Genomic DNA, 18,620 nt, shown 5'->3' with positions numbered 1-18,620 from the left:
ATAAACAACTGAGTCTTTATGGCAACAGTAGTACAACCGTAGTAGGGATGACTGTCTCCGGCCGGAATCTGCCTGTTGATGATATAGAGCAATCAGTAGGTTTATATATTAATACGCTACCGGTTATCCTGGAACATGAAGCGACCAGTGTAATGGCAGCTATTAAAGATTTACAGGCCGCCATCAATGAAGTAAACAACCATAGTAATATAAGTCTGGGTAAGTTGCAAACAGGTGGTGAACGCCTGTTTAACAGCCTGTTTGTATTCGAAAACTATCCGGTTCCTACCGGCAGTGGAGAAGATCTTGCCATTGAATTCCGGGGTAGCATAGAGAAGTTGGATTATCCCCTGGGAGTAATCGTGGTGGAACAAAAAGGTATAAAGGTAACCTTAAGATACGCGGGTGAGCTGATCAGCGCAGAAGTGGCCGCACAGGTGTTGCAGGGTGTAGATCTGCTGTTAACACAGCTGACAGATGATAACAATATTGCCACGACGGCACTTTCCTTCCTGAATGAAGATGACTATCAGCATATTCTTTATAACTGGAATGCCACTACGAAACCTTATCCGGCAGAGAAAGCCTTACATGTATTATTCGAGTCCCATGTAGCGGCAAATCCTGATCAGGTAGCGGTATTGTTTGGCGCAACACAACTGACCTATGGCGAACTGAATGCCCGTGCTAACCAGTTGGCGGGTTATCTGAGGGAGGTATATGCTATTCAGCCGGATGACCTGGTAGCACTTTACCTGGATCGTTCGGAACATATGCTGATTGCCATATTGGGGGTATTAAAAGCCGGTGGTGCTTATGTGCCGATAGATATAGCCTATCCGGATGACCGTGTTGCCTACATCCTGACCGATACCCAAACCAAAGTGGTGTTAACCAATGAGGTGTATGCCGCTAAACTGACCTCCATCACGGTAAACACAGCTATTGTCGTTACGGATACAGACAATACTCCATTTGCAGACTACGGGATCACAGATCCGGTAAGTACGGTTAATGGCCATCACCTGGCTTATGTGATGTATACAAGCGGTACTACGGGTATGCCTAAAGGAGTGATGGTAGAACAGCATAGTGTGAGCCGCCTGGTGAAAAACGTGGATTATGTATCGTTTGATGCGACCGATAAAGTGTTGGGTATCGCGAACTACGCTTTCGACGGGTCAGTGTTTGATATCTTCGGCGCGCTGCTGAACGGCGCTACCCTGGTCCTCGCCGGTAAGGAGGTATTCCTGGATCTGAAACAACTGGAAAATGTGATCGTCAGCAATGAGATCACGATCTGTTTTATTACAACATCTTTATTCCATACGCTGGTAGATGAGCAATTGTCTTGTCTGCATGCGCTGAAATATATTGTGGCAGGTGGCGAGCAACTGTCGTATACACATGTGCAACGGCTGATGGCGCGGAATGGCCGGGTGAAACTGGTGAACGGTTATGGGCCTACGGAGAGCACTACTTTTGCGACGGCCTATACCTGTAATGATTATGGCACATTGGCTTCGGGTATTATTCCGATTGGCCGTCCTATTGCCAATACGACGGTTTACATATTGGATCGTGATCATAGCCCGGTACCAGTGGGAGCAGTAGGTGAATTATACATCGGTGGTGCAGGTGTAGCCCGTGGTTACCTGAACCAGCCGGCATTAACGGCCGAACGTTTTATCGTGAATCCGTTCCGGACCGCGGAAGATATACAACATAACAGGAACGAACGGCTGTATAAAACCGGTGACCTGGTGCGTTACCTCGCCGATGGTCATATCGAATACCAGGGTCGTAACGACTTCCAGGTGAAGCTGCGTGGTTATCGGATGGAGCTGGGCGAGATAGAAAGCCGGTTAGCCGCTTATGAAGGTGTGAAGCAGGCAGTGGTATTGGTGAAAGACGCACAGTCGGGAGAAGGCAGATACCTGGTAGGTTACTATGTATCGGATGCCGCATTCAATGAGCAGGTACTGCAGGAGTACCTGAAAGCGACGTTGCCGGATTACATGGTGCCGTCGGTACTGGTACACCTGGACAAGTTACCGCTGACGCTCAATGGTAAGCTGGATCGCCGGGCATTGCCAGATCCGCAGTTTGCAGATATGGATCGTTATCAGGCGCCGGAGAATGCGACCGAAGCGATCATGTGCGAAATATTCGGCCAGATCCTGGGTATAGATGGAGCGAAAATAGGTATCGATGATGACTTCTTCCGGTTGGGAGGCGATAGTATTATCAGTATCCAGTTGGTGAGCCGGTTAAGACAACGTGCAGGCATTCAGGTGAGTGTAAAGGATATCTTCCGTTACCGGACGATTGCCGCCTTATATAGTAACGTAATTGCCGGTGCAGATCAGCAACAGGCGGCGGTAACAACGGAACAAGGTATATTATCCGGCGAGGTAGGTTTGTTGCCGGTGCAGTCCTGGTTTTTTGCGCAGGTGAAGGATGGTTTGCTGGGAGATGCCCATCATTGGAACCAGTCTTTCCTGATCAATGTACCAGCATTGGATAAAACATTACTGGAGCAGGCTGTTATTAAGTTATTAAACCACCACGATGGATTGAGGTTGCGTTACAACCTGGAAGGAGCACAGTCTTATGGCGGTGCTGTCACTGCTGCAACCCTCCGTTACGTGGATGTTCGCACACTGGATAGAGAAGACGCATTACCGGCATTGCTGACGCAATGGCAAAGTGATTTTGATATTTACGGAGATAAGCTGCTGGCAGTAGGTTATCTGGATGGTTATGCAGATGGCCGTGCCCGGATCTTTTTTGCGGCGCATCACCTGTTGATAGATACGGTGAGCTGGCGCATTATCACGGAAGACCTGGAGAAGATTTATCATTACTTATCGGGTATTGGGGATCCGTCTGTCCTGGGAGATATCGCTGTTTCCACTATTTTGGGAGAGAAAGGCAGCAGTTATCGTCAGTGGACCGCATTGGTGTCTGCCTATAATACCTTACCGGTATATCAGGCTGCAGAATATGATTATTGGTCAACTATACAGGCGGGCGTATCCGCCGGCAACGCTGCGCTACAGGCTTTATCCACGCCTGTTGCCAGTGTTGTGGATTTGTCGCTGAGCGAACACGCTACCGGGCAGTTGCTGCGTCATACAAGCCACGTTTACAATACTCGGATCAACGATATCCTGTTAAGTGCGCTGGGCATAGCGCTGTCGCAGCTAACGGGATTGTCGCGGCATCACCTTGTACTGGAAGGCCATGGCCGTGAAGAGCTGTCAACCAATATAGATATTACCCGAACTGCGGGCTGGTTTACCACGTTGTATCCGGTAGCGCTTGAGACTGCGGGCGATGATTATGGCGCTCATATAGTGGCTGCCAAGGAAATGCTGCGTGGTATACCTGCTAACGGTATCGGCTATGGGGTGTTGTTCGGATATGATCTGTCCTTGCTGCCGCGTATCAGCTTTAACTACCTGGGGCAATTTGACCAGCAGGAAACAGCTGGAGTAAGCAACTGGTATATCAGTAATGAACAGAGTGGCGTAATGGTTGGTGCTGCCAATGGCAGTCATCCGCTGATCAATATCAATGGCCGGATTATCAATGGCCGGTTACAGTTTGGTATGCATGGTTACCTGGCATCCGATAGGTTGGATGCATTGGCAGCCAGCTATCAACAGGCACTGGAGGATATCATCGTTTATTTATCAGCAGCAGATCGCAGTTATTTAACCGCCAGTGATACCGGTCATCTTGTTACGACAGATTATCTGTCGCGGCTGCAGGCAACGCAGGAGATCAGCGGGGTGTATGCTGTGAATAGCCTGCAGGAAGGATTTATCTACCACGCCTTGAGTCAGGCAGCGGTAGATGACGCTTACCGGGTACAGCTATCCTGGGATTATCGTTATGCGGTGAATGTAGGTTTACTGCAACAGGCGTGGAGCTATGCGCAGCAACGTTATCCGGTATTACGGTTACGTTTTGCATGGGATGAGGAGCTGGTACAGATCATCGATAAACAAGGACGTTTAGACTGGCGCTATACAGATGTGAGTGATCGGGATACGGCAGCGCAGGAAGCATACCTGGAACAATTATCCGCTGCGGACCGGTCTGAAATGTTTGACTTGTCGGCCGGCCATCTGTTACGACTATACGTAGTAAAAAGGGGAGAGCAACACTATACTTTCATCTTCAGTAATCATCATGCGATCCTGGATGGCTGGAGTATGCCGCTGTTGCTCAATGAGGTACACGCCCTGTATGTACGGCTGGAGAAAGGGGAAGCGATAACGATACAGGAAGATGGCAGCTACATCGCTGCCCAGCAATACCTGCTTGCGCACCGGGACGATCATACCGCTTACTGGCAGTCTTATGTTGGTCAGTTAACTGATCGGGAAGATTTAAGCAGTTTGCTGCGTCCGGAAAAAAGACATATCAGCTTATCTGATTACCGGCATATCCTGGCGCCACGGGAGCAATCGTTGCTGATCAGTGGCGACCGGTATGAAATATTGAAGGCATTATGTGCTACCTATGGCATTACCTTAAATGCGGTACTGCAATACTGCTGGCATAAACAACTGAGTCTTTATGGCAACAGTAGTACCACTGTGGTAGGTATGACAGTATCCGGCCGTAACCTGCCTGTGGACGATATAGAACAATCGGTAGGTTTATACATTAATACGTTGCCGGTTATCCTGGAACATGAAACAACCAGTGTACTGGCAGCTATTAAAGATTTACAGGCGGCCATTAATGAAGTAAACAGCCATAGCAATGTAAGTCTGGGTAAGCTGCAAACAGGCGGGGAACGCCTGTTTAACAGCCTGTTTGTATTTGAAAACTATCCTGTTCCTACTGGTAGCAGGGATGGTATGTCTATTGAATTCCGTAAGGGCATAGAGAAGCTGGATTATCCTTTGGGGGTAATCGTAATGGAACAAAAAGGGCTAAAGATAACCTTGAAGTATGCGGGTGAGTTGATCAGTGAAGAAAGGGCGGCGCAGGTATTGCAGGGTATAGATCTGCTGGTGACACAGTTGACGGAAAATGACAGCATAGCCACGAATGAGCTTTCTTTCCTGAATGTAGCTGACTACCAGCAGGTACTTTATAATTGGAACGATACTACAAAACCATATCCGGCGGATAAAGCCTTACATGTATTATTCGAATCCTATGCAGCCGCCATGCCGAATCAGATCGCGGTTGTATATGGGAATGTACAATTGACTTATGGTGAACTGAATGCCCATGCTAACCAGCTGGCAGGTTATCTGAGGGAGGTATATGCTATTCAGCCGGATGACCTGGTAGCACTTTATCTGGATCGTTCAGTAGACATGCTGATTGCCATATTGGGGGTATTAAAAGCAGGTGGCGCTTATGTGCCGATAGATATAGCGTATCCGGATGACCGGGTGGCCTACATCCTGACTGATACCCAAACCAAAGTTGTGTTGACCAATGAAGTGTATGCAGCTAAACTGGCATCGATCACGGAAGATAAGACTATTGCTGTCACGAGTATTGACAGCGCTGCATTTGCCGTAGCATTGGTGGGTTATGGCGTCTCAGATCCGGTAAGTACGGTTAATGGCCATCACCTGGCCTATGTGATGTACACAAGTGGTACTACGGGTATGCCTAAAGGAGTGATGGTAGAACAGCATAGTGTGAGCCGCCTGGTGAAAAACGTGGATTATGTATCGTTTGATGCGACCGATAAAGTGTTGGGTATCGCGAACTACGCTTTCGACGGATCGGTGTTTGATATCTTCGGTGCGCTGCTGAATGGCGCTACGCTGGTTCTCGCCGGTAAGGAGGTATTCCTGGATCTGAAACAACTGGAAAATGTGATCGTCAGCCATGAGATCACGATCTGTTTTATTACAACATCTTTATTCCATACGCTGGTAGATGAGCAATTGTCTTGTCTGCATGCGCTGAAATATATTGTGGCAGGTGGCGAGCAACTATCGTATACGCATGTGCAACGGCTGATGGAGCGGAATGGCCGGGTGAAGCTGGTGAACGGTTATGGGCCTACGGAGAGTACTACTTTTGCGACGGCCTATACCTGTAATGATTATGGCACATTGGCTTCGGGTATTATTCCGATTGGCCGTCCTATTGCCAATACGACGGTTTACATATTGGATCGTGATCATAGCCCGGTACCAGTGGGAGCAGTAGGTGAATTATACATTGGTGGTGCGGGCGTAGCCCGTGGTTACCTGAACCAGCCGGCATTAACGGCCGAACGTTTTATCGTGAATCCGTTCCGGACCGCGGAAGATATAGAACATAACAGGAATGAACGGCTGTATAAAACCGGTGACCTGGTGCGTTACCTCGCCGATGGTCATATCGAATATCAGGGTCGTAACGACTTCCAGGTGAAGCTGCGTGGTTATCGGATGGAGCTGGGCGAGATAGAAAGCCGGCTGGCCGCCTATGAAGGTGTGAAGCAGGCAGTGGTGTTGGTGAAAGACGCACAGTCGGGAGAAGGCAGATACCTGGTAGGTTACTATGTATCGGATGCCGCATTTAATGAGCAGGTACTACAGGACTACCTGAAAGCGACGTTGCCGGATTACATGGTGCCGTCGGTACTGGTACACCTGGACAAATTACCGCTGACGCTCAATGGGAAGCTGGATCGCCGGGCATTGCCAGATCCGCAGATTGGAGATATGGATCGTTATCAGGCGCCGGAGAATGCGACCGAAGCGATCATGTGCGAAATATTCGGCCAGATCCTGGGTATAGATGGAGCGAAAATAGGTATCGATGATGACTTCTTCCGGTTGGGAGGCGATAGTATTATCAGTATCCAGTTGGTGAGCCGGTTAAGACAACGTGCAGGCATTCAGGTGAGTGTAAAGGATATCTTCCGTTACCGGACGATTGCCGCCTTATATAGTAACGTAATTGCCGGTGCAGATCAGCAACAGGCGGCGGTAACAACGGAACAAGGTATATTATCCGGCGAGGTAGGTTTGTTACCGGTGCAGTCCTGGTTTTTTGCGCAGGTGAAGGATGGTTTGCTGGGAGATGCCCATCATTGGAACCAATCTTTCCTGATCAATGTACCAGCATTGGATAAAACATTACTGGAGCAGGCTGTTATTAAGTTATTAAACCACCACGATGGATTGAGGTTGCGTTACAACCTGGAAGGAGCACAGTCCTATAGCGGTGCTGTCACTGCTGCAACCCTCCGTTACGTGGATGTTCGCACACTGGATAGAGAAGAAGCATTACCAGCATTGCTGACGCAATGGCAAAGTGATTTTGACATTTACGGAGATAAACTGCTGGTAGTAGGTTATCTGGATGGTTATGCAGATGGCCGTGCCCGGATCTTTTTTGCGGCGCATCACCTGTTGATAGATACGGTGAGCTGGCGTATTATCACAGAAGACCTGGAGAAGATTTATCATTACTTATCGGGTATTGGGGATCCGTCTGTCCTGGGAGATATCGCTGTTTCCAATATTTTAGGAGAGAAAGGCAGCAGTTATCGTCAGTGGACCGCATTGGTGTCTGCCTATAATACCTTACCGGTATACGAACCATCAGAATATAATTACTGGTCAACTATACAGGCGGGCGTATCCGCCGGCAACGCTGCGCTACAGGCTTTATCCACGCCTGTTGCCAGTGTTGTGGATTTGTCGCTGAGCGAACACGCTACCGGGCAGTTGTTGCGTCATACAAGCCACGTTTACAATACCCGGATCAACGATATCCTGTTAAGTGCGCTGGGCATAGCGCTGTCGCAGCTAACCGGATTGTCGCGGCATCATATTGTACTGGAAGGCCATGGTCGTGAAGAGCTGTCAACCAATATAGATATTACCCGAACTGCGGGCTGGTTTACCACGTTGTATCCGGTAGCGCTGGAGACTGCGGGCGATGATTATGGCGCTCATATAGTGGCTGCCAAGGAAATGCTGCGTGGTATACCTGCTAACGGTATCGGCTATGGGGTGTTGTTCGGATATGACCTGTCCTTGCTGCCCCGCATCAGCTTTAACTACCTGGGTCAATTTGACCAGCAGGAAACAGCCGGAGTAAGCAACTGGTATATCAGTAATGAACACAGTGGCGTAATGGTTGGTGCTGCCAATGGCAGTCATCCGCTGATCAACATCAATGGGCGGATTATCAATGGCCGGTTACAGTTTGGTATGCATGGTTACCTGGCATCCGATAGGTTGGATGCATTGGCAGCCAGCTATCAACAGGCACTGGAGGATATCATCGTTTATTTATCAGCAGCAGATCGCAGTTATTTAACCGCCAGTGATACCGGTCATCTTGTTACGGCAGATTATCTGTCGCGGCTGCAGGCAACGCAGGAGATCAGCGGGGTGTATGCTGTGAATAGCCTGCAGGAAGGATTTATCTACCACGCCTTGAGTCAGGCAGCGGTAGATGATGCTTACCGGGTACAGCTATCCTGGGATTATCGTTATGCGGTGAATGTAGGTTTACTGCAACAGGCGTGGAGCTATGCGCAGCAACGTTATCCGGTATTACGGTTACGTTTTGCATGGGATGAGGAGCTGGTACAGATCATCGATAAACAAGGACGTTTAGACTGGCGCTATACAGATGTGAGTGATCGGGATACGGCAGCGCAGGAAGCATACCTGGAACAATTATCCGCTGCCGATCGGTCTGAAATGTTTGATTTGTCAGCCGGCCATCTGTTACGACTATACGTAATAAAACGGAGCGCGCAGCACTACACTTTCATCTTCAGTAATCATCATGCGATCCTGGATGGCTGGAGCATGCCGCTGTTGCTCAATGAGGTACATGCCATATATGTACAGCTGGAGAAAGGGGAAGCGATAAAGATACAGGAAGATAGCAGCTACATAGCTGCCCAGCAATACCTGCTTGCGCACCGGGACGATCATACGGCTTACTGGCAGTCTTACGTTAGCCGGTTAACTGATCGGGAAGATTTAAGCAGTCTGCTGCGTCCGGAAAAACGACATATCAGCTTATCCGATTACCGGCATATCCTGGAGCCGCAGCAACAATTGCGGCTGATCGATGCCATACAGTATACCAGGCTAAAAACACTATGTGCTACCTATGGCTTCACCTTAAATGCGGTACTGCAATACTGCTGGCATAAACAACTGAGTCTTTATGGCAACAGTAGTACCACGGTAGTAGGTATGACCATATCCGGCCGTAACCTGCCTGTGGACGATATAGAACAATCGGTAGGTTTGTATATTAATACTTTACCGGTTATCCTGGAACATGAGGCGACCAGTGTACTGGCAGCTATTAAAGATTTACAGGCAGCTATTAATGAGGTAAACAGCCGCAGTAATGTAAATCTGGGTAAGCTGCAAACAGGTGGTGAGCGCTTGTTTAATAGCTTGTTTGTATTCGAAAACTATCCTGTTCCTACCGGTAATGGGGATGGTATGTCCATTTCATTCGGTAAAAGCATAGAAAAACTGGATTATCCGCTGGGAGTAGTAGCTGCGGAGCACGAGCAGCAACTCAGCATCGGAATAAAGTATGCGGGAGAGTTGATCAGTGAAGAAATGGTGGCGCAGCTGTTAGCAGGTATGGAGCTGATCATTACCCAACTGACGGCGAATAATGATATAAACGCCCATGAACTTTCTCATCTGTCTGTGGGGCAATACCAGCAACTGATTTATAACTGGAACGATACCACGAAAACATATGCGGCAGATATGGCCCTGCACCGGTTATTCGAATCCTATGCAGCAGCTGCACCGGATCAGGAAGCAGTGGTGTATGGAGATATCCGGCTGACTTATGGTGAACTGAATGCCCGTGCCAACCAGCTGGCTGGTTATCTGAAGGAAGTATATACTATTCAGCCGGATGATTTGGTAGCACTCTACCTGGATCGCTCGGAACATATGCTGATCGCCATACTGGGCGTGTTGAAAGCTGGTGGTGCTTATGTGCCGATCGATATCGCCTATCCGGATGACCGGGTTGATTATATCCTATCTGATACCCAAGCCAAAGTTGTGTTAACCAATGAGGTGTATGCAGCTAAACTGGCGTCGATCAAGGAGGATAAAGCTATTGCTGTCACGAATATTGATAGTGTTGCATTTGCCGTAGCATTTGCAGACTACGGGATCACAGATCCGGTAAGTACGGTTAATGGCCATCACCTGGCCTATGTGATGTACACAAGTGGTACTACGGGTATGCCTAAAGGAGTGATGGTAGAACAGCATAGTGTGAGCCGTCTGGTGAAAAACGTAGATTATGTATCATTTGATGCGACCGATAAAGTGCTGGGTATCGCGAACTATGCTTTCGACGGATCGGTATTTGATATCTTCGGCGCCCTGCTGAACGGCGCCACCCTGGTTATCACTGGTAAGGAGGTATCGCTGGATCTGAAGCAGCTGGAAAATGTGATCATCGATAACCAGATCACCATTTGTTTTATTACCACTTCCTTATTCCATACGCTGGTAGATGAACAATTGTCTTGTCTGCATGAGCTGAAATATATTGTAGCGGGCGGCGAGCAACTGTCCTATACACATGTGCAACGGCTAATGGCGCGAAATGGCCGGGTGAAACTGGTCAACGGTTACGGCCCAACGGAGAGCACCACCTTTGCGACGACCTACCAATGTAATGATTATGCGGCGCTGGTGACGGGTGTGATTCCAATCGGTCGCCCGATAGCCAATACTACCGCTTATATATTGGATCGTCATCATTACCCGGTGCCTGTAGGAGCAGTGGGTGAGCTGTACCTGGGTGGTGCAGGCGTAGCCCGTGGTTACCTGAACCAGCCGGCATTAACGGCCGAACGTTTTATCTTGAATCCGTTCCGGACCGCGGAAGAACAGGTAGCCGGCGCCAATGCCCGGCTTTATAAGACCGGCGACCTGGTGCGCTACGTGGCAGATGGTAATATCGAATATATTGGTCGTAACGACTTCCAGGTGAAGCTGCGTGGTTATCGGATGGAGCTGGGTGAAATAGAAAGCAGGTTATCCGCTTATACAGGTGTGAAGCAGGCCGTGGTATTGGTGAAAAATTCTCTGTCTGGTGAAGGCAACTATCTTGTAGGCTACTATGTATCAGATACCGTTTTGAATGAGCAAGCGCTGCTGGATCACCTGAAAACGACCATGCCGGATTATATGGTGCCGGCAGTACTGGTACACCTGAACAAACTACCATTGACCCTCAATGGTAAGCTGGATCGCCGGGCATTGCCTGATCCGCAGTTTACGGATACCAACCGCTATGAAGCGCCACAGAATATTACGGAAACTACCTTGTGCGAAATCTTTGGTGCTGCATTAGGCCTGGACGCAGCCACGATTAGTGTGCAGGATGACTTCTTCCGGCTGGGTGGTAATAGTATCCTGGCTATCCGACTAATAAACCGGCTGAATAAGGAATTGCACACACAGGTGAATGTATCTGTACTTTTCACTTACCGTACAATCAGGAAATTAGCGACCTGGTTATTGTCTGGTAAAGACAACCAGGTACATATAACTGCAGCACCGGTATCTGCACCACAGGAACAGTTATTATCCTTTGCGCAGGAACGGTTATGGTTTATCGAAAATTATGAAGGAGGTAGTCACGCCTATAATATTCCGATCGTGCTGCAACTGCAGGCAGCAGTAGAGATAAAGTACCTGATACCGGCATTACGTGATATTGTTCACCGGCACGAAATACTGAGAACACTGATTCACACCAGTGCATCAGGTAACAGTTATCAGCAGGTAATGGATGATCAGGTATATCCTTTATCCATCACAACGAAAGAATTATTCAGCAACGATGAGCTGGAAACAGCACTGGCGGCAGCAGCCAGTCATATTTTTAAACTGGATAAAGAGTATCCTGTACTGCTGAACCTTTATACCCTGCATACTGCCGGAGCACCAGCTACGTATTATCTGAGTATTGTATTACATCACATTGCTTTTGATGGATGGTCCACGGACATTCTGCTGCGTGAATTGGGAAACAACTATGCTTATCATGCGGCATCTGCTGCGGGCGAAAAGACGGATAACTACGTGTTGCCTGTCTTACCATTACAATACAAAGATTTTGCACTATGGCAGCGCGATTACCTGACAGGTAGCGTGTTGGATCAACAGTTGTCTTATTGGAACGGCCGTTTGACCGGTTATGAAACATTGTACCTGCCAACTGATCAGCCAAGACCGGCCCAGATCAGTTATGCAGGGGCGGATATTTCATTTAGCATAGATAAGGCTATCACTGACGACTTACGGGCGGTATCACGGGATTTGGAAGTAAGTATGTATAGTTTGTTGTTGAGTGGTTATTATTTGTTATTGAGCAGTTACAGTAATCAGCAGGATATAGTAGTGGGTAGCCCGGTCTCTAACCGTCATTATGGAGAGATAGCAGACCTGATTGGCTTCTTTGTAAATACGCTGGCCTTACGGGAAGAGATAGACGGAGAGCAGACGCTGGTGGATTTTATCCGGCAGGTAGGCGCTTCGGTGATAGCTGCACAGTTGCATCAGGATCTGCCATTTGAGAAGCTGGTGGATGAGCTGCAAGTGGAACCGGATACTTCCCGTCATCCTGTTTTCCAGGTATTGTTCAGTGTACAGCACTTTGGTGCAGAGATGGTGTCGGATAATCAATTGTTTACACAATACACCAGTGATCAGATACAAACTATTGCCAAGTATGACCTGACCACCATGCTGGATGATAGCGGAGAAGAAGTACAGGGAATATTTAACTATGCAACTGGTCTTTTTGAACCAGCTACCATTCATGCTTATATCCAAACTTATAAAGAGATACTGACGCAGCTGTCTTCCCTGAAAGCGGCAGATCAGCACAGTACAAAAGTCAGCGCCATTCGTTATCTGGATGCCATAGGGTATGAAGTGGTGATACATGGTTGGAATGACACGGCCGCCACATATGTGACGGATAAGTCGCTGCAACAGCTATTTGAAGAACAGGCAGCCCAAACGCCGGATCGGATAGCCGTAGTGCATGAGCATACGCAACTGACGTACGGAGAGCTGAATGCCAAAGCCAATCAATTGGCAGCTTACCTGCAGCAAACCTATACCATTCAGCCGGATGAACTGGTGGTGCTTTGTCTGGATCGTTCGGTGCATATGCTGATTGCTATGCTGGGTGTATTAAAAGCCGGTGGCGCTTATGTACCGGTGGATACCGCCTATCCCGACGACCGTATCAACTATATTCTTTCAGATACGCATACCAAAGTTGTATTGACGAACAGCCGGCATATTGAAAAACTGGCGTCTCTTACGGCAGATACTTCCATCGCCACCTGCTGTGTAGATAGCGACGTCTTCGCTGGCTATGCTACGGAGAACTTACACGCCGGTGCAACTGCCAACCAGCTGGCCTATGTTATTTATACCAGCGGTACTACGGGGATGCCTAAGGGAGTGATGGTGGAACAAGGTGGTGTAGTCAATACGGTACAAGCCATCCGTTCGGCCTATGGCGATAGCGAAGGGGCGAAGATTGCGGCCTACACTTCGTATGTATTTGATGTATCTGTATCCGAAATATTCAGTGCATTGCTGTATGGCAATGAATTACACCTCTTAAGTGAAGCGATCCGCCGGGATGCTACCGGTATCAGTGATTACCTGTTATCTAACGGTATCGCCTATGTATACCTGCCGCCTGTTATGCTGGCGGTATTGCCACGGATAGCTTATCCGGCATTACAGGCGATTATCTACGCAGGAGAGCCCTGTGATCAGGAAACGGGCCAATACTGGTCTTCTTATACGCGGTTGTATAACTATTATGGACCAACGGAGGCGAGTATTTACGCCACCGGTAAGCAGATCCAAGATGGAGATACGCACCTGATTGGTCGTCCGATAGCCAATACTACTGCATATGTGCTGGATCATTACGGGAAACCGGTACCGGTAGGTGCAGTAGGAGAATTGTATCTGGGTGGTGCGGGTGTAGCACGTGGTTACCTGAACCAGGCTACGCTGACGGCACAACGATTTGTTGCCAATCCTTTCCAGACAGCTGCCGAGAAAGCAAATAACCGGAATGCCCGATTATATAAGACGGGTGACCTGGTGCGCTATGTGGCGGATGGTAATATAGAATACCTGGGTCGTAACGACTTCCAGTTGAAGATTCGGGGTTATCGTATAGAAACCGGAGAGATAGAAAGCCGGTTGTTATCTTATGAAGGCATTCGGCAAACAGTTGTACTGGCGAAAGAATCGGCTGCCGGGCAAAGTAAATACCTGGTAGGGTATTATGTGGCCGATGAACCTTTCCCACAGGAGACGCTGTTAAGCTACCTGGGGGCTTATCTGCCGGACTATATGGTGCCGGCTGTATTGGTGCATATAACGATGTTGCCGCTTACGATCAATGGTAAGCTGGATCGTAGTGCGCTGCCTGATCCGCAATTCACAGATGATGATAACTATCAGGCACCGGAGAACGCTACAGAGTTAATGATGTGTGAGGTGTTTGGTCAGATCCTGGGTATAGACGGCGGCAAGATTGGTATTCATGATGACTTCTTCCGGTTGGGAGGAGATAGTATTATTAGTATTCAGCTGGTAAGCCGGTTAAGACAACGTACAGGCATTCACGTAAGTGTGAAGGATATTTTCCGTTATCGGACCATTGCGGCACTCTACACCAATGTGATGGCGGTATCTGCTGCACAACAGGTACAGATTGAAACGGAACAGGGCATATTATCAGGAGAGGTAGGCTTATTACCGGTACAGTCATGGTTTTTTGACCAGGTGTCAGAAGGGGTGCTGGCTAATCCTCATCATTGGAATCATGCTTTCCTGATCCAGGTGCCTGCCCTGGATAAAACATTGCTGGAACAGGCATTGGTGAAATTGATCAACTATCATGATGCCTTGCGGTTACGCTATACAGATGCAGGGGGGCAGTATTATGGAGATGCCATCGCGGCGGTTGATCTTCGCTGCCTGGATATCCGCACACTTGAACAGGAAGCGGCATTACCGGCCTTACTGACGCAGTGGCAGCAAGACTTTGATATTTACGGGGGTAAACTGTTGCAGTTTGGTTACCTGGAAGGTTATGCAGATGGCAGTGCCCGTATTTATATAGCCGTACATCACCTGCTGATAGATACTGTCAGCTGGCGTATTCTCACGGAAGACCTGGAGAAGATCTACCATTACCTGGCTGGTGTAGTTGATAAGACGGCCCTGGGAACTATCGCTGCTACTGCTGTTTTAGGGGATAAAAAAAGCAGCTATCGGCAGTGGTCTTCGTTGGTATCTGCATATCATACATTACCAGTTTGTCAGGCAACAGAATATACGTATTGGTCAAAGATACAGGGAGGCATACCGGCCAGTAATGCTGCACTGGTAGCCTTATCTGCTGTGCAATCAGGTAGCGTGTCGTTATGGTTGAACCGGGAAGATACCAGTTTGTTACTACGTAAGGTCAGCCATGTTTATAATACACAGATTAACGATATTTTATTGAGTGCCCTGGGTATAGCCCTGTCGCAATTAACAGGCCTCGACCGGCATCATGTATTGCTGGAAGGACACGGCCGGGAAGAATTATCTGCTGCGATTGATATTACCCGTACCATTGGTTGGTTCACCAGTATGTATCCTGTAGAAATTGTTACGAGAAGAGAGGACTATGAAGCGAATATCAAAAACGCGAAGGAGATGTTACGGGGTATACCTGCTAACGGTATCGGCTATGGGGCCTTATATGGATACAAGCTTTCCTTCCTGCCACGTATCAGCTTTAATTACCTGGGTCAGTTTGATAAACAGGAGGTAGCGGGCCGCGATAATTGGTATATCAGCAGCGATGCTGCCGGCGGATCAATTGGTTTGGAAAATAAAGATCACCATCTGATCAACATCAATGGAGGGGTAATAGATGGGCAATTACGGTTTACTATCAATGGTTATCTCACGGATGTTGCACTGACTGCACTGGCGGCAAATTATCAGCGTGCGCTGGAAGACGTCATTGGTTTCCTGTCTGGTGCTACCCGTAGCTATTTAACCATAAGTGATATAGACCATATTATATCTGAAAACTACCTGTCCAGGCTACAGGTAACAAAGGAAATTACGGGCGTTTACCTCGCCAACAGTCTGCAGGAAGGATTTATTTACCATGCCGTGAGCCAGGGAGAGCTGGATGATGCTTACCGGATGCAGTTGTCGTGGAACTATAATCAGGTATTGGATGTATCGTTGCTGCAACAGGCATGGGTATACGTGCAACAACGTTATCCTGCATTAAGATTACGTTTTGGATGGGAAGAAGCATTGATACAGATTGTTGATAAGACAGGTTATTTGGATTGGCGATATACAGATGTGAGCGATCAGGGCGTATCCCTGCAGGAAGTTTATCTGGAACGCTTGTCGGCGACAGACAGAACGGAGGCATTTGATTTGGCTGCAGGTAATCTGATGCGGTTATACCTGGTAAAACGTGGGGTGGATAGCTATACCTGTATTTTTAGTAACCATCATGCTATTCTGGATGGTTGGAGTATGCCGTTGTTACTGAATGCCGTACATACTGTGTACTTACAGTTACGTAAAGGACAACCCGTTGTAATAACGGAAGATAAAAGCTATACGCTGACACAGCAATATCTGCAATCTCACCGGGAAGATAATATGGCATACTGGCAATCTTATGTAGGCCAGTTAGCAGAGCCGGAGGATTTAAGCAGCCTGCTGCAACCGGAACAACGGCATGTGAGTCTTGCTGCTTACCGGTATATCCAACAACCCCGGGAGCAATTTATATCCATCAATGGAGAGCAATATGAAACCCTTAAATCACTTTGCACAGTTCATGGTTTTACACTGAGTGCAATGTTGCAATACTGCTGGCATAAACAATTGAGCTTATATGGCAACAGTACGACTACTGTTGTTGGGATGACGGTATCGGGACGTAACCTGGCAATAGATGATATAGAACAGTCTGTAGGCTTCTATATCAATACCCTGCCTGTTATCCTGCATCATGAAAATACCAGCGTGATCGCCGCTATTAAAGTGTTACAGGCTGCTATTAATGAAGCAAACAGCCGGAGTGATGTAAATCTGGGTAGGCTACAACTGGGTAGCGACCGTTTATTTAACAGCCTTTTTGTATATGAGAACTATCCTATTCCTGCAGAAACTTCAGATGAAGAAGCAGGACTATCGTTACAGTTCCTTAGCAATAAAGACAAACTGGATTATCCGCTGGGACTGATGGCAGCTGAACAGGGAGCTGGTATTAAAGTAGGACTAAAGTATGCCGGTGAGCTGATCAGTGAAAAAATGGCTGCACAGCTTTTATCCGGGATCGCACAGATCATCAAACAACTGACGGATAATACAGCCGTAGCAACTACTGCATTATCTTACCTGTCTGAAGAACAGCACCGTGAAATTGTCTATAACTGGAATGATACTACGAAAGCCTATCCGGCAGATAGTACGCTCCACCGGATATTCGAAGCTTACGCCGCAGCCACGCCTGATAAAATTGCTGTAATATATGAAGATGTACAGCTGACTTATGGTGAACTGAATACCCGTGCCAACCAACTGGCAGCCTATCTGCGGACAACCTATGCCATTCAGCCGGATGAACTGGTAGCATTGTATCTGGATAGATCAGCATATATGCTGATTGCGATACTGGGGGTGTTGAAAGCAGGAGGAGCCTATGTACCGGTGGATGTAGCTTATCCGGACGATCGGATTGGTTATATTCTCGCTGATACAAATACCAAGGTGGTATTAACCAATGAAGTGTATGAAGATAAGCTGAACTGGATTACGGCCTACACCACAACGCACGTTACCTGTATTGATAGTACCGTATTTGAAGCAACAATAGCTACCTATGCGGTTACTGATCCCGCAGCTGCCGGTAATGGCAACAGCCTGGCTTATGTCATGTATACGAGCGGAACAACGGGTATGCCTAAAGGTGTAATGGTGCCGCAGCATAGCGTGAGCCGCCTGGTGAAAAATGTGGATTATGTTTCTTTTGAGCCGGACGATAAAGTATTAGGTATTGCTAACTATGCTTTTGATGGCTCCGTATTTGATATTTTCGGCGCTCTGCTGAATGGCGCTACACTGATAATAGCCCGTAAAGATGTATTCCTTGATTTGAATGTGCTGGAAAGGGTCATAACGGATAATCGTATCACCATCTGTTTTATCACGACCTCTTTATTTCACACACTGGTGGATGAAGAATTATCCTGCCTGGATCAACTGAAATATATAGTGGCAGGCGGAGAGCAGTTGTCTTATGCACACGTGCAACGGTTGATGGACCGCCAGGGCCGGGTGAAATTGGTGAATGGTTACGGACCTACAGAAAGTACCACTTTCGCGACCGCCTACCTGTGTAACGATTATGAAACCATTACTTCGGGCGTTATTCCGATTGGCCGCCCCATTGCCAATACGACTGTATATGTACTGGATAGCCAGTTGCACCCGGTACCGGTAGGAGCAGTAGGAGAATTGTACATCGGCGGAGCAGGCGTG

General features: G+C 47.9%; 1 protein-coding gene (cut by both window edges). It reads left to right on the top strand.

This entire window lies inside a single protein-coding gene on the top strand: locus OL444_RS21985, encoding a non-ribosomal peptide synthase/polyketide synthase (protein ID WP_264729694.1). The 105,360-nt coding sequence extends 9,265 nt beyond the window's left edge and 77,475 nt beyond its right edge, so the window shows coding positions 9,266-27,885 (codon 3,089, partial, through codon 9,295, complete); the first codon wholly inside the window starts at window position 3. Both the start codon and the stop codon lie outside the window.

Source organism: Chitinophaga nivalis (assembly GCF_025989125.1).
GTDB classification, from domain to species: Bacteria; Bacteroidota; Bacteroidia; order Chitinophagales; family Chitinophagaceae; genus Chitinophaga; species Chitinophaga nivalis.
The sequence above is the reverse complement of the archived record's forward strand: the minus strand, read 5'-3'. Positions and strand labels throughout refer to the sequence as shown.